Below are 16,496 nucleotides of genomic sequence, written 5' to 3' on the forward strand. Positions count from 1 at the left end.
TTTAATCGTTTTGTGTTTCACCAGATAGTCCATAGTTACCAGCAACTATCGCATAGTCTAAAAAGTTGATAGTTAAATTATTATCAAAATCGGCACGACTGTCGTAGCCCGTTTGTGAAGAATTTAATCCGTAAGTGCTAGCTAATATACCATAGTCTAAAAAGGTAACCGTGTTATCGTTATTAACATCTCCAGCTAACAAGGTGTTTACTGTTTCTGTTTGATTTCCTGTTAAACTTACATTTAAAAGACCTTGTAAATACATAGGGTGTTTTACTAATACTTTATAATTCCCAGGCAGAATTTCTGTGCCTAAAATTAGTGCTCCAACAGGATTAGCTGTAGCATTTAAACTGTAGGCAGGATTTACTAAGTCATTTTCATCATAAATAATAACCGTATAATTACCTGTATAATCTGTTCTTCCTTGTAGCGAAACATTTAAGTGTAAGCTATAAGTAGATTTTACTGTTATAGTTTGATCGCAGGAAGCAGATACGTTTCCGTAAGCATCTGTAGTAGTCCAAGTTATAATGGTATCTCCTAAAGGATATGGATCTGTAAGTAATAAAGCATCGTCTCGAACACCTGTATATGTAATTATTCCTGTACAATTTTCTGTAGCTGTAGGTTCTATAATGGTTATAGAAGCCTCTGTTGTGCCATTTGGTATGGCTTCAACAATATCTGTAGGACAAGTTATTACAGGAATCTCATCATCCGTTACTGTAATGGTCTGTTCGCAAGTAACAGAATCATTACCAGAAGCATCTGTAGCAGTCCACGTAATGGTTGTAACACCAACAGGATAAGGAGCTGTTAATAATAAAGCATCATCACGAACACCAAAATAGGTAATTCCTGCCGAACAATTATCGGTTGCTGTTGGTTCTATAATTGTTATAATAGCATCACAATAACCAGAGTCTGCTGTTTGCGTTATGTTTTCCGGACATGTAATTACAGGTACTTCATCTTCTGTAATAGTTACGGTCTGCTCACAAGTAACGGAATCATTACCAGAAGCATCTGTAGCAGTCCAAGTAATGGTTGTAACACCAATAGGATAAGGATCTGTTATTAATAAGGCATCATCACGAACACCAGAATAGGTAATTCCTGTAGAGCAATTATCAGTAGCAGTTGGTTCTGTTATCGTTACTGTAGCTTCACAAATTCCTGTGTCTGCTGCTTGTGTTATATTTTCAGGACATGTAATTACAGGGACTTCATCATCTGTAATAGTTATGGTTTGGTCACAAGTAACGGAATCATTCCCAGAAGCATCTGTAGCAGTCCAAGTAATGGTTGTAACACCAACAGGATAAGGATCGGTTAATAATAAAGCATCATCACGAACACCAGAATAGGTAATTCCTGTAGAGCAATTATCAGTAGCAGTTGGTTCTATTATTGTTACTGTAGCTTCACAAATTCCTGTGTCTGTGGCTTGCGTGATGTTTTCAGGACATACAATTACAGGTACTTCATCATCTGTAATAGTTACAGTCTGCTCACAAGTAACGGAATCATTACCAGAAGCATCTGTAGCAGTCCAAGTAATAGTTGTATCACCAACAGGGTAAGGATCGGTTAATAATAAAGCATCATCACGAACACCAGAATAGGTAATTCCTGCAGAACAATTATCAGTAGCTGTTGGTTCTATTATTGTTACTGTAGCTTCGCATATTCCTGTGTCTGTTGCTTGCGTTATGTTTTCAGGACATGTAATTACAGGTACTTCATCTTCTGTAATAGTTACAGTCTGCTCACAAGTAACGGAATCATTACCAGAAGCATCTGTAGCAGTCCACGTAATGGTTGTAACACCAACAGGATAAGGGTCTGTTAATAATAAGGCATCATCACGAACACCAGAATAGGTGATTCCTGTAGAACAATTGTCAGTAGCAGTTGGTTCTGTTATCGTTACTGTAGCTTCACAAATTCCTGTGTCTGCTGCTTGTGTTATATTTTCAGGACATGTAATTACAGGGATTTCATCCTCCGTAATAGTTATGGTCTGGTCACAAGTAATAGAGTCATTTCCTGCAGCATCTGTTGCTGTCCAGGTAATGGTTGTAACACCAACAGGATAAGGATCGGTTAATAATAAAGCATCATCACGAACACCAGAATAGGTAATACCTGCCGAACAATCATCTGTAGCAGTTGCTTCTATTATCGTTACTGTAGCTTCACAAATTCCTGTGTCTGCTGCTTGCGTGATGTTTGCAGGACATGTAATTACAGGTACTTCTGTATCTTCAATAACAGTCCATATAAAAGTTTCAATAGCATCTGTACTTCCTGTTTTTGAAACCGTAACAGTTACTTGGTGTACACCATCACTATTTAAACCACCAGTAATAGCACTAGGGTTAATGGTACCAAAAATAAGTCCGTTAGTTGGTTCAATTTGTAATCCGCTAGGTTGCCCACTAATAGCATAAGTGAAATTTTCATTAGGATCTCCACCATTAGCAATAGCTGAAAAATCAGAGATTTCGGAGGCACAACTTGTAATATCTGCAATAGGATCTATAATAATATCAGAACCTTGTAACGCTAAAATTTCAATAGCATTTACCATTGGGTTTTCAATATCTCTAAAAAACTCAATTTCTAAAATACCATCTAAAACAAGTACATTTTGTTGTATCATACCAGCAACACGATGTCCATAGGTTTCTGAAGAGTCAAAGTTTTGTAAAAAACGTTGATTTTCAATATCTACACTGTAAATTCTTTCTCCAGGATCTGAAGTACCATTGTATAAATTAGCGACATAAAAATTAACTATATAATCTCCGTTTGGTACAGGAATAGAAAAGATCATAGGAATGGAAGTTTCGCTAATACTACGTTGCGAATTCATAACAGTCTCATAAGTGGTTTGGTCTATATACGAAGGTATAGATGCATCTTTACCAGTGTAGTCTAGTGTAGTAATTGCGTATTTAGATCCAGAAGAAACGGCATAAGATGTACCTGTAAATGTTCCGTTGGTATCGTTTGCTTCCCAATCTGGGCCAGCATCAGAAGCTGTTATTAAAGGTCCTCCTGCATTTATTCTAACTAAAGGCGAATAGGAATCTGTAATTTCACCAGTAAGATTTACTGGAATAGGAGAATTGTTTCCAGAATGTACAATTTCTAAAGAAGCATTTTTAATACCTACACTACTGTTAGAAATAAAATGTATAGGAATATCTTCATTAGTACCTGCATTAATGGTAAGTGGTAAAGTTATATCTGTAGTAAACATAGCTGCATCTGCCCCAGTAAAATTAAGAGCTGTTATGGTTATGGCATCATCTGTTGGTCCTCCAGCATTACTAACATTAAGCTGTTTTGTTCTTAAAGAGTTTGTGGTAGGAGTTAATCCAAAATCTAAAGGAGTAGGAGTAGCTGCCAATATGCCATTTTGGTTTTCATAAACCTCAATATAATCCCAAGTAGCAGTAAAAGGGTTTGAAGAGGAACTAGCATCTCTAGCAGTAGAGATGATGCCAATGGCTAAACCTTTATTGTCTGTAGCATCTAAGAAATTTAGAGGTAATGTTATCGGACTTCCTAAAACAATTAATGTTTGTCCGTCATCAATAGAGTAAAAGGGTTGTGCAGTATTTGCAGAAGGATCTATACTAAAATATAGGTTTACAGAACCAGCATCTAAAATATTAGGAACATCATAGCTGTTGTCTATGGTTGTAACACCATTACTTTCTAGTACTACTTGTAAGCCGTTAACAGAATCGGAATTACTAACGCCATTCATTAAAACAAGTTTTAAGTAGTTGTCTTGATCTCCATTACCAAAACTAATTCCGCAAGATTGAAAATCTACAGGTTGTGTTTGCGAACCATTAATACCAAAATAAGGTGATTCTACTTTAGTTTGAATAGTAAAGGGGTTAGAGTTGGTATCTACATTTACACCAAACTGAAAGCCATTATCTTGATTATTTGTTGTGGCATCACCAATAGTTACATAATCTACAGTAGCCTTACCTGCAGCACCACCAAAAGAGAGGTCTGCTTCATCAAATTGGGTTAAGTAGTCTGTGGTACCAGAAGGATCTAGCATTAAGCCTGTAAAACCTAAGCCAAAAAAACCAGTGCCTGGATCGTTATTCCAAAAAGCAAAATGAACCGGAAGATTCGTGTTTAAACCATTGTTAGCATCTAGAGCAAATGCGTCATTAACATCTAGTATAGTATCATTGTCATCATCTGGATCATTTAAATCGGAGATAAAATCACCATCATTATCATTAGGCTTGCTTCCTTGAGAGCAAATATTGGTACCATTATCAATTTCATCTTGGTTAGAAAAGCCATCTCCATCATTATCTGCAAGCGGATCGTAACCAGGTTCTCCAGGTTGTGCACAATCTAAATCAGAAGGCTCAAAAATAGTAATGTTATTGGCGCCATAGGTTGCAGCCCAAATAGTACCAGGAAAGATATCAGAGTCTCCTTGGGCTGTAATATCTAATGGTAAAGCGCCAAAACCACTAAATATAATTTCTTGTTCTAAAACAGTATCTCCAGCAGCATTTAGTACGTATCTATTAATGTCTCCATTAAAAGAAGCGGTTAAGATATTCCCTTGCATAATACCACTAAAGTTGGTTGCTTTATATTCTAGTATACCATTGGTTGAAGAAGGTCTTACATCTAAAATATTTACTTTAGTACTACCAACAGGTTCGTCAACAAGATATTCTCCAAAACGAGGATCGTCAGGAAAATCACTAATACTAAAAGAAGTATTAAAATACCCGGAAGTTCCCGTTAATAAAGATTGTAAGGTGTTGGTATTAGTAGCAACCCAAGAACCATTAATTTTTTTATAAGCAATTACTTCAGCACGAGAAGGAAATGCGTTAATAGGAATTGGGTGTCCTCCATAATACGTTTTATTTGGGTCGTTTATGGTACCTACAAAGTGTAGAGGGTCTCCAATTAAACTACTTCCAGATTCATTCATTTCATTTTTTATATAATGATTCAATGGATCATAAGTAACAGTACTTTCATCTCCTAAAAAGGCATCTGTAGCGCTATCATAAATTTTAGGAACTCCTCCCCAAAGGGAGTTCGGACCATTATCTGAAGTATAGATTCTTCCGTTGTCAGTAACCACAACATCATAAGCGTTTCTAAAACCAGGAGCAAATAGTTGTATTGGACCTCCTGCTTCCGGAAAAGCTTGGTTTAAACTATTGTTTCCACCAAAGGGATCATTAACATCTATTGTTGCATCTCGTAAAGGATGACCAACAGGATACGGAAAATCGGGATGTGTTTTGTCTATGTCTAATCTTGTAGGATCATTAAGCGTAGGCAAATCATATACGTAATCGGTATTATTTCTTGGGTCTGTATAGGTAGGCATACCTTCTAACTGGGTTAAATCTACAATAAGCATAGAAGCAGAAAGAAAATATTCTGGCGTACCTGCAAAGTTATTACTTGGTGCGCCTTTGTTTGTATTACCACCTTGTACAATTAATAAATATTTGTTTCCTGCGCGTTCAAAGGTATCCATACCATTAATAGCATGATTTTCTTCACATCGAGGTAAACCTCTAATAAGGTCTACTTTATCCCAAGAAGTACCATTCCATTCTAATTTAGATAGAATACCAGAATTGGTATCTAGGTTGGTATCACTACCAGCACCACCACCACCAAATAAAAAGTCTGATGAGGTAACGTATAAAATAGGATTGGTTGGCGTACCTGCAGTAACAATTCCTGTAATTAAACGTTGTTGTGTGGGATTAGAAATACCAGAATCATCATGATTTACAATACCTGTTTGTATGGTGGTAATTGCTTCTGTACCTGTAATGGTATAGGTACCGTTTCCTGATGTTGCGGCATCTCGGCTTATGGTATATGCCCATATTTTACCATCTTGTTGGGCAACATATAGTCTGTTGTCTGGCCCAAATTCTAACGAAGTAGGGTTAAGCACAGATTCACCAACCAAGCTAGAAGCTCCAAAGCTAATAGTTTGGGCATTGGTGTTTAAAGTAAAGTGTAAGGTAGAAATTAAGAGACATAGCACAAAATTTCGCTTTATTGTAAAGTAAAGCTGCATCATTTTTTTTTGTTTTTTTTTTGTTTTATTAAGTGCTATTAATCAAAAAAAAAGAAATAGGATGTAAGTTGCTTGTTAGCAATGTATTAAAAATAAATAATAATGCTTAGAATAAGTGGGTAGTGGTGGTTTTTTCGTTGAAATGGAAAAAAAAAGGGGTGTTTTGTAAAACGATAGTTAATAAGGTAAGAAAATATGTTTTTATTCTTCGTTTAATTTATGAATGGCAGCTAATCTGCCAATAAAAAATGCAGCAATAACAGAAAGGATCCCTGAAATGATAGACCAAGTAGGATGCGACATTGCTAAAGAGCCACCTATAGTACCTAAAATGATAATTCCTGAAACAATATACGCAGGAATTAATGAGTTTTCTGAAACAGCTGTAGATGCTATCATACCACCAACAATACCAAAACAATGTGCAACAATAACTAAAATCATTGCTCCTTTAGGTATTAAGTGCATATTTTGCTTAATAGATTCTGGGTCCATAGGATTAGCTCCTTGCGGAAAAGTAAAAAACTGTGGTCCTAAAATATATAATAAAAACACTACTAATCCAGCAACAACAAGACCAACAGTAACGGCAAATACATTTTTCATATCTTCAATTTTGGTTAGGGTTTTTTAAATATACAAAAAAAATGTTGTTAAAAAATTGTGATATTTTAATTTTCATCTCTTAATGGCCTAAGCGTAAATAAAATGTATTTAATGCTTATAGAAATAGAGCGTAAGGTTTTATTCCATGAAAGATCTAGTGTTACCATGCTGGTATTTAAATAAATAAAGTTTGCAGATAGACTAATTACAGGTGTTATTTGTCTTTTAGAGTCTTTACTTATTTTCTTCTGCTATAGAATTTAAAATGGTTTGCTTGTTCGTCTATAGGTCCTTTAAATAAAATAAGTTTTTCTTTTTTGCCGTAGTTTTCTAGTAAAGAAAGTATTGCTGAAAAAAAATGTCTAGGTTTGTAAACCTAAAATTAAAAGAATAACGTGTTGTTTGCATCAAAAGGAATAGTATGGAAGGTTGCATTCTTTCAGGTAGTTTCCGCAGATACTTTGATGCTTACAATAAAAGCTACAATGGATACTAAGTTTTTCATAAGATAAAGAGTTTTAAGTTTATTAATGAAAACGCTCACGTATACATAAAAAAAATCCTGATAGGTTAACATCAGGATTTTATTTATATATTCAATGTCTATGCTTAGACTTGTAATTACTATGTATTTAGCATCTATTTCAAAGCCGTTTTATTCTACTAAAACCCATTCTCCTTTAGCAATTAAAGGTTCTGCTTGTTTGTATTTAACGGTTTTGTTTTCGCCACTCATTACGTGTTTAATAGTAACTTTATCATTACGTCCAATTTTTGGTTTATCACGTACAATAGTTTCTACTACTTCTGGTTGACGTTGCGTATTACTAGCGGCTCTGTTTTGAGCAGAACGTTCATCAAGATTAGGAATCTCTTCTTTTTGCGTTTGTAAGTTTTCTTTTTTACGCGTTTCTTTTGCTTCTTGAATATTAGATTCCTGCGTTGGTAATTCTCCTTTAAATAAGAAAGAAATTACATCTTTATTAACTTGGTCTATAGTAGCTTTAAATAACTCAAAAGCTTCAAATTTATAAATTAATAAAGGATCTTTTTGTTCATGAACTGCTAATTGTACAGATTGTTTTAACTCATCCATTTTACGAAGATGTGTTTTCCAAGCATCATCAATAATAGCTAGCGTAATATTTTTTTCAAAATCTGTAATAAGTTGCTTTCCTTGAGATTCGTATGCTTTTTCAAGGTCTGTAACTACTTGTAGAGATTTTACACCATCTGTAAAAGGCACTACAATTCTTTTAAATTTATCGCGTTGGGTTTCGTATACATTTTTAATAATAGGAAAAGCAACTTCTGCATTGCGTTCCATTTTAGCTCTATAGTGATCAAAAGCTGCTTTATATACACGTTGTGCAATATCTTGTACAGAAAGTTTAGCAAATTCAGCTTCTGTAATTGGTGAGCTCATAGAGAAATAACGAATTAATTCAAACTCGAAATTTTTATAATCGCTAGCCGCTTTATTGCTTTCTGCTATATTTTCAGAAGTATCATAAACCATATTGGCAATATCCACACGAAGACGCTCTCCAAATAAAGCATGGTGTCTACGTTTGTAAACTACTTCACGTTGTGAGTTCATAACGTCATCATACTCTAATAAACGTTTACGTACACCAAAGTTGTTTTCTTCTACTTTTTTCTGTGCTCTTTCAATAGATTTAGAAATCATAGAGTGTTGTATAACTTCTCCTTCTTCTAATCCCATTCTATCCATCATTTTGGCAATACGTTCACTACCAAAAAGACGCATTAAATTATCTTCTAAAGACACATAAAATTGTGAGCTACCAACATCCCCTTGTCTACCAGCACGACCACGTAACTGTCTGTCTACACGACGAGAATCATGACGTTCTGTACCTATAATTGCTAAACCACCAGCGGCTTTTACCTCGTCTGTTAATTTAATATCTGTACCACGACCAGCCATATTGGTTGCAATAGTTACTTGTCCGCTTCTACCTGCTTCATCTACAATTTCTGCTTCTTTTTTATGCTGCTTCGCATTTAATACATTGTGAGGTACTTTACGTATAGAAAGCATTTTTCCTAATAGCTCAGAAATTTCAACATTAGTAGTACCAATTAAAACAGGTCTTCCTGCTTTTGATAGTTTGGTTACTTCATCAATAACCGCATTGTATTTTTCACGTTTGGTTTTGTACACTAAATCTTGTCTGTCATCACGTGCAATAGGTTTGTTAGTAGGAATTTCTACAACATCTAATTTGTATATTTCCCAGAACTCACCAGCTTCTGTAACAGCAGTACCTGTCATACCAGAAAGCTTTCTGTACATTCTAAAGTAATTTTGAAGCGTTACCGTTGCAAAAGTTTGCGTTGCGTCTTCAATTTTTACATTTTCTTTAGCTTCAATGGCTTGGTGTAAACCGTCAGAATAACGACGACCATCCATAATACGACCCGTTTGCTCGTCTACAATCATTACCTTGTTATCCATGACTACATACTGTACATCTTTTTCAAAAAGAGCATAAGCTTTTAGTAATTGGTTAAGGGTATGTATACGTTCCGATTTGATTCCGAAGTCACGGAATAATTCTTCTTTTTCTTCTGCTTCTTCTTCTTTGCTTAATCCTTTGGCTTCAATTTTAGCAATTTCAACACCAATTTCTGGCATTATAAAAAAGTCAGGACTATCTTTTCCAGAAAGGTATTCAATACCTTTATCTGTAAGTTCTATTTGGTTGTTTTTTTCTTCAATTACATAGTACAGCTCGGCATCTACCTTAGGCATTTCCCTGTTGTTGTCTTGCATGTAATAGTTTTCTGTTTTTTGAAGCAGTTGTTTTACGCCTTCTTCACTTAAAAACTTAATTAATGCTTTGTTTTTAGGAATACCTCTATATACACGTAGTAATTGAAAACCTCCTTCTTTTTCATCGCCAGAAGCGATTAACTTTTTAGCTTCTGCTAATACACCAGTTAGGTATTTACGTTGTACCGAAACAATATCATCTACCTTAGGTTTTAAGGCGTCAAACTCATGTTGGTCTCCTTTAGGTATAGGACCAGAAATAATTAAAGGGGTTCTTGCATCATCTACTAATACCGAGTCAACCTCATCTACAATAGCGTAGTGGTGCGGACGTTGCACTAAATCATTAGGATTGTGTGCCATGTTATCACGTAGGTAGTCAAAACCAAACTCGTTATTGGTACCATAAGTGATATCTGCATTATACGCTTTTTTACGTGCTGCAGAATTAGGTTGGTGATAATCAATACAGTCTACGCTTAAACCGTGAAACTCAAAAAGAGGTGCCATCCATGCGCTATCTCTTTTTGCTAAGTAGTCATTTACAGTTACTAAGTGTACACCACGACCAGCTAAGGCATTAAGGTATACAGGAAGCGTAGCTACTAATGTTTTACCTTCACCGGTTTGCATTTCGGCAATTTTACCTTGATGCATAGCAATACCACCAATTAATTGTACATCATAATGAATCATGTCCCAAGTAATAGGTTTTCCTGCAGCATCCCAAGAGTTTGCCCAAGTAGCTTGGTCTCCTTCAAGGGTAACATAATCATGCTCTCCAGAAATTACTCTATCAAATTCATTTGCCGTAACCGTAATAGATGTGTTATTGGTAAAACGTTTTGCTGTTTCTTTTACTACAGCAAAAGCTTCTGGTAAGATATCGTTTAAAACATCTTCTGTAATTTTATATACTTCGTCTTTAATAGCATCAATTTCTAGATAAATATCTTCACGTTTATCTATATCTTCTTCATTATCTGCATCTGTTAAAAGCGCATCAATTTTATCTTGAAGCGGCTTTCTAGCTTCTGCTATTTTCTCTTTAAAGAAAGCTGTTTTTGCTCTTAGTTCATCATGTGATAAAGCTTCTAGAGCAGATTCAAAGGATTTAATTTTATTTACTAAAGGCGTTATGGCTTTTACGTCTTGTTTAGATTTGTCGCCAACAAATACTTTTAGTACAGAATCTAAAAAACTCATGTGTATATGTTTTTTTTGTTGCTTCGTTTTTTTAGGTGTTTTTACTTTGTTTATTTCAAAACACGTAGCTAAAACAAGCTTTAATTGTTATTGTGTATTTAATGAAAATAAAATAGAAATTTGCAAGGTTCTTATTTCAAGAAAATGCTAATTTCAATAGCTACTATAAGGCAAAATCTTACAGTACCTTTTATTCATTTCAAAGATACGTTATGTTGTTATGTTATTTATAAATATTGTAAAAAATAAGCATGTGATTTTCCACAATTAACAAAATGTTATCATTTGTTTCCACAAAAAAAGCCTCGAAATGAGACTTTTTAATGGTAATTTTATTTGATATTAGTATTCGTCCTCATTCCAGAGGTAATCTTCGTCTGTTGGATAATCCGGCCAGATTTCTTCAATGGAGTCATAAGAATCTCCTTCATCTTCAATTGATTGTAAATTTTCAACAACTTCTAAAGGTGCTCCTGTTCTAATTGCGTAATCAATAAGTTCGTCCTTTGTTGCTGGCCAAGGTGCATCACTTAAATAAGATGCTAATTCTAAAGTCCAATACATTTCTAAATGATTTTATTTTTTGCAAAAATAAATTTTTAGTTTAAATAGTCAAGAAAAAAGTGCATTATTTTTTCAATAATTATAAGAACGTCTTTTTTACTGAAACTACTTGATACTAAAGTATTTTGCAGTGTTATTAATTACAGACAAAACGTATTACTGTTTTTCAGGTATCCATTTTACTTCGTCTGCTTGCAAATCATTAGACAATTTTCGTGCCAATACAAAAAGGTAGTCTGATAATCTGTTTAAGTACATTAAAGTGTTAGGTTCTATGGTTTCTATTTCATTTAAGGCAGTGGCTAAACGCTCTGCACGCCTGCAAACACAGCGAGCTATGTGACAGAATGACACGGTTTGATGACCGCCAGGAAGTACAAAGTGCGTCATTTGTGGCAAGGCCGCATTCATGCTGTCCATTTCTTTTTCTAGAAGCGTAATGTTTTCCGAAGAAATTTTAGGAATATTTAAACGTTCTTTTCCGTTTTTAAGAATGGCTTTTTCAGGATCTGTAGCCAAAACAGCGCCTACAGTAAAAAGTCTGTCTTGTATATGTATAAGTGTTTCTTTGTATCTGCTGTTTATGTCTTGGTCTCTAATTAAACCTATATGCGAGTTTAGCTCATCTACAGTACCATAGCTTTCTATTCTAATATGGTGTTTAGGTACTCTTGTGCCTCCAAAAAGTGCAGTGGTACCTTTATCTCCTGTTTTTGTGTATACTTTCATCTGTTTGTTGTTATCGTTTTGAGCTTAAGGGTATCATGTGTTTTACTAAGTAATACCTGTTTAATATGCTCACTTCCTGTTAAAAGTTTAAAGTTAAATGTAATCAGGGAAAAGACAAAAGGATTGCTCGTTAAAAGTTTTGGAGTAGGGATGAGGTGGTAGGGATGAGGTGGTAGGGATGAGGTGGTAGGGATGAGGTGGTAGGGATGAGGTGGTAGGGATGAGGTAGTAGGTATGAGGTAGTAGGTGTGAGGTAGTAGGTGGTAGGGATTAGGGATTAGGAGTGAGGGATTTTAGGTGTCTGCGGATGGTTTTATCTTAACATGTCAAAAAGGTCCTCCATTTCAGCTCCTTCCTTTAGCTAAAGGAAGGTGGTTTTTTGTTTTAACAAAAACCCGGAAAGTTTGCCCTAAAAGGCGAAGCACTTTTTTAAAATATTTAGCAACCAAAAACCAAAAACCAAAAACCAACAACTACCAACCAAAACCCAATCTACCTATTTCTTGTATCACTCTCAATAAGTCCATCACGTAAACGGATTACTCGGTGTGCATGGTCTGCAATTTCTTCTTCGTGTGTTACCATAATAACCGTGTTTCCTGCTTTATGTATGGTATCAAACAAGCCCATAATTTCTTCTCCAGTTTTAGAATCTAGATTTCCTGTAGGCTCATCTGCAAGAATAATAGAAGGTTTGTTTACTAAGGCTCTACCTACAGCAACACGTTGGCGTTGTCCACCAGAAAGTTGGTTTGGTCTGTGATCCATTCTATCTGCAAGGCCTACATCTTCTAGTACTTCTGCTGCACGTTTATGACGTGCTGTTTTTGAAATTCCTGCATATACCATTGGTAAAGCTACGTTGTCTAAAGCAGTAGTACGCGGTAAAAGGTTAAAGGTTTGAAAAACAAAACCAATTTCTTTATTTCTAATATCTGCAAGTTGATCGTCAGACATGGTACTCACATCTTGACCATTTAATAAATAACTACCAGCAGTAGGAGTATCAAGGCATCCTAAAAGATTCATAAGTGTAGACTTACCAGAACCAGAAGGTCCCATGATAGCTACATAATCACCACGTTGTATGTTTAAATCTATTCCTTTTAAAACATGAACGGTTTCTGTGCCAAGTTTAAAATCGCGAATAATATTTTTAATTTCAATAACGTTATTCATAAATTTTAAGATGTAAGTTTTTAATTATAGATGCCTTATGTTGCAAGGTACTTATTTCTTATTTACAATAAGACGCTAAATAGGATATGTTGTTACACTCTAATGGTAAAATGTTCTTTTTTTTGTTCTTTACGGAAAAATACAAATCCCCAAAAAAAGCTGTCAATAGTTACTGTGACTCTAGGGTGTTCTTTAATTTCATTCCAAGCCTCTGTCATAGCAGGAGACCAATGGATATCATCAAAAATCATCAAGGAGTCATTATGAATGTTAGCTAATAAAGACGTAAAATAATGTAGTGTAGCTTCTTTTTGATGGTTTCCATCTATGTAGATAAGATCAAAAGTTTTGTTTTTTAAAAGCTCTAGTTCTGTTGTAAAGTCATTCACTTTTAATTGAATGTTATCTCTATTGCAATTATTAAATTCTTGCAAAGCTATTTTTGCGGTTTCTGGGCAGCCTTCAATCGTTGTTACGTTTCCTTTTTTGTTCCCTAAACTCAAGGCTACAGTAGCTAGACCTAAAGAGGTACCTAGTTCTAACGTGTCTTTAACCTGAAAATAATTGGCAATTCTATATAATAATTGCGCTCTTTTTTTTGGTATCCCTGCAGTTTTTGCAATTTTAGATACTTGTCTTTGGTTGCTTTTAAAAACACGACTTCCTGCGCCAAAATCTGTTACAGAAATAGTGGTTTTGTTTGTATATAGGTTTTCTCTGTGTTGTTTTAAAACGCTGTAGTCTTCATATTTTTTTTTGTTATAAAAACATTGCGTTACTAGATTGTATACAAAAGGGGAGTGCACACCATGTTGGTTGGTAGATTTTTTTAAGAATTTAAGGTACTCGGATACTTGGTATAGCATTTTAGGTAAAAAGGATAAGTAATTTAGCAAAAGTAAGAAGTTATTGGTGAAAAGTAGAAAAGAGGATATGAGATTTTAGAGGAAGTTATGTTAGTACGTGCTTAAATTAATTATTGGTAAGGACTACTATGTTTAAGTAAAGCAAAATGGTTTTTTGTATTTCCCCAAAAAAAAATCGGATGGTCTGACTATAAAAGCGAGGCCCTTTTAGTTGATTTTAATTATTGTTATCGATTCAAAATTGCAAAAAAACAATTTTAATTAAACGGACTTTTTGGGGTTGTCATTCCGAGGGCAGTCGAGGAATCTCACATGCATACTTGTGCTGTTATTCCTCGGTATACCCTGGTGTAGTGTATTTTCAGGATTCTCTTGTTTTTTATATTTTCGTTGTAAGATTAAAGAAAAGTCCCTTACAAACTTAAATTGACAATTTTCGCCCAACAACCAACAACCAACAACCAACAACCAACAACCAACAACCAAAAACCAAAAACCAAAAACTAGTGCCTATTCCTCCATTTTCTCCATAAGTTCAAACCAGCGTTCTTCTTTCGTTTCCATTTCGGTGATGATGCTTTGTAGTTTTTCAGAAAGCTCAGTAATCTTTTCTTGGCTTAGGCTTTCGTCTAAAAACTTAGCCTCTAATTCCTTTTTATCAAATTCTAAAGACTTTAGTTTACTTTCAATATTCTTATACTCTTTTTGTTCGTTGTAAGATAGTTTGGTATTGCTATCTTTTTTCCAAGATTTCTTTTCTTTCTTATCGCTGTTGTCTTCGCTGCTTACAGGTTGGCTATCCTCATAAGTCCTAAAGTCGCTATAGTTTCCAGGAAAATCTTCTACCACACCCTCGCCTCTAAATACAAAAAGGTGGTCTACAATTTTATCCATAAAATACCTATCGTGAGAAACTACAATAAGGCATCCAGGAAAATCAAGCAAGAAACTTTCAAGTACATTTAAGGTTACTATATCTAGGTCGTTAGTAGGTTCATCTAAGATTAAAAAATTAGGGTTTTGAATTAAAACAGTACATAAGTAAAGTCTTTTTCTTTCACCACCACTAAGTTTTTCTACAAAGTCGTATTGTTTTTTTCTATCAAAAAGAAAACGTTCTAAAAGCTGTTGCGCGCTTATTTGTCTTCCTTTTTTTAGAGGAATATAATCACCAAACTCTCTAACAACATCTATTACTTTTTGGTCTGGTTTTGCTGTGATGCCGCCTTGGGTATAGTAGCCAAATTTTACAGTTTCTCCAATGGTTATTTTACCAGAATCAGGTGGTATGCTTTGGGTAAGTATGTTTAAAAAAGTAGACTTCCCTGTTCCGTTTTTACCAATAATACCCACGCGTTCTCCTTTTTGAAAGTTGTATTCAAATTGGTCAAGAATGGTTTTGTCTTTAAAGGATTTTGATATTTTGTGCAGCTCAATAATTTTACTACCAAGCCTTTCCATGTTTAGTTCTAGTTGTACTTGGTGGTCGTTTCTGCGCTGGTGTGCTCGGTGTTTTATTTCGGTAAAATCATCTATTCTAGATTTCGATTTTGTAGTTCTAGCTTTAGGTTGTCTACGCATCCAGCTAAGCTCTTTTTTAAACAGTTGTTTTGCTTTACCTGTTTCTACAGCCTCTCTGTTTATGCGTTCTTCTTTTTTCTCTAGGTAATACGAGTAGTTTCCTTTGTACGAAAATAATTCGCCTTGGTCTAGTTCTATAATTTCATTACATACACGTTCTAAAAAGTAGCGGTCGTGCGTTACCATAAAAAGAGTAATATTTTCTTTAGCAAAAAAGCTTTCTAGCCACTCAATCATTTCTAAATCTAAATGATTGGTAGGCTCATCTAGAATAAGTAAATCGGGTTTGTTAATTAGTGCATTGGCTAAAGAAAGACGTTTTTTTTGTCCTCCAGAAAGCGCACTTACTTTTTGGTTTAAGTCTTCTAGGTTTAGTTTAAAGAGTATTTGTTTGTACTGCGTTTCAAAATCCCAAGCGTTATGTCTGTCCATATTTTCAAAAGCTTTTTGGTAAGCTTCTGTATCTTCTGGGTTTAAAAGGGCAGTTTCATAGGCTTTAATGACTTTTAAAATTTCATTATCAGAACTAAAGATGGTATCTTCAATAGTAAGGTTCTGGTCTAATAGCGGTTCTTGAGGTAAGAAGGAAACAACAATATCTTTTCTAAAAATTACTTGCCCTGTATCTGGTTGATCTAGTTGGGCTAGAATGTTTAAAATAGATGTTTTTCCGGTTCCGTTTTTAGCCACAAAGGCTACTTTTTGATCTTTATGAATGCTAAATGAAATGTCTTGAAAAAGCGTAAGCTCTCCATAAGATTTCGATATGTTTTCTACGTTTAGATAGTTCAATTTTTGTCTTTTTTACAAATAACGTATAAAATACCAAAAAAAGTTCTATAAGTTT

Annotated in this window: 8 protein-coding genes; all 8 read right to left on the reverse strand. The window is 34.7% G+C overall.

Features of this window, described 5'->3' with window-relative positions:
* Position 1: 1 nt before the first annotated feature.
* Entirely contained in the window at positions 2–6,085 is a 6,084-nt protein-coding gene (locus ACFSSB_RS06695; protein ID WP_379902328.1) for an HYR domain-containing protein, read from the reverse strand.
* 234 nt (positions 6,086–6,319) lie between these two features.
* On the reverse strand, positions 6,320–6,724 hold the full coding sequence (locus tag ACFSSB_RS06700) for a hypothetical protein (RefSeq protein WP_379902330.1): 405 nt from the start codon (positions 6,722–6,724) through the stop codon (positions 6,320–6,322).
* Positions 6,725–7,379: 655 nt separating this feature from the next.
* The gene (secA, locus tag ACFSSB_RS06705) at positions 7,380–10,730 is read right to left on the reverse strand and encodes a preprotein translocase subunit SecA (protein ID WP_379902332.1); all 3,351 of its coding nucleotides are present in this window, start codon (positions 10,728–10,730) and stop codon (positions 7,380–7,382) included.
* 342 nt (positions 10,731–11,072) lie between these two features.
* On the reverse strand, positions 11,073–11,294 hold the full coding sequence (locus ACFSSB_RS06710) for a DUF2795 domain-containing protein (protein ID WP_006989959.1): 222 nt from the start codon (positions 11,292–11,294) through the stop codon (positions 11,073–11,075).
* A gap of 156 nt (positions 11,295–11,450) precedes the next feature.
* Positions 11,451–12,023, reverse strand: a complete 573-nt coding sequence (locus tag ACFSSB_RS06715) for a cob(I)yrinic acid a,c-diamide adenosyltransferase (protein WP_379902334.1) — start codon at positions 12,021–12,023, stop codon at positions 11,451–11,453.
* A gap of 492 nt (positions 12,024–12,515) precedes the next feature.
* Complete coding sequence (locus ACFSSB_RS06720) at positions 12,516–13,202, reverse strand: ABC transporter ATP-binding protein (protein WP_379902336.1); 687 nt, start codon at positions 13,200–13,202, stop codon at positions 12,516–12,518.
* A gap of 92 nt (positions 13,203–13,294) precedes the next feature.
* A complete protein-coding gene (locus ACFSSB_RS06725) occupies positions 13,295–14,068 on the reverse strand; it encodes an O-methyltransferase (RefSeq protein ID WP_379902338.1) in 774 nt (257 codons plus the stop codon).
* 510 nt (positions 14,069–14,578) lie between these two features.
* Positions 14,579–16,441: an ABC-F family ATP-binding cassette domain-containing protein gene (locus ACFSSB_RS06730; protein ID WP_379902340.1), complete on the reverse strand. Its 1,863-nt coding sequence runs from the start codon at positions 16,439–16,441 to the stop codon at positions 14,579–14,581.
* Positions 16,442–16,496: the final 55 nt, after the last annotated feature.

It is taken from the genome of Lacinutrix gracilariae (assembly GCF_042684485.1).
Lineage (GTDB): Bacteria > Bacteroidota > Bacteroidia > Flavobacteriales > Flavobacteriaceae > Oceanihabitans > Oceanihabitans gracilariae.

Excerpts from the sequence above, each read along its gene's own strand:
- ACFSSB_RS06700 (WP_379902330.1), bottom strand. The coding sequence starts at position 6,724 with ATGAAAAATGTATTTGCCGTTACTGTTGGTCTTGTTGTTGCTGGATTA.
- secA (WP_379902332.1), bottom strand. The coding sequence starts at position 10,730 with ATGAGTTTTTTAGATTCTGTACTAAAAGTATTTGTTGGCGACAAATCT.
- ACFSSB_RS06710 (WP_006989959.1), bottom strand. The coding sequence starts at position 11,294 with ATGTATTGGACTTTAGAATTAGCATCTTATTTAAGTGATGCACCTTGG.
- ACFSSB_RS06715 (WP_379902334.1), bottom strand. The coding sequence starts at position 12,023 with ATGAAAGTATACACAAAAACAGGAGATAAAGGTACCACTGCACTTTTT.
- ACFSSB_RS06720 (WP_379902336.1), bottom strand. The coding sequence starts at position 13,202 with ATGAATAACGTTATTGAAATTAAAAATATTATTCGCGATTTTAAACTT.
- ACFSSB_RS06725 (WP_379902338.1), bottom strand. The coding sequence starts at position 14,068 with ATGCTATACCAAGTATCCGAGTACCTTAAATTCTTAAAAAAATCTACC.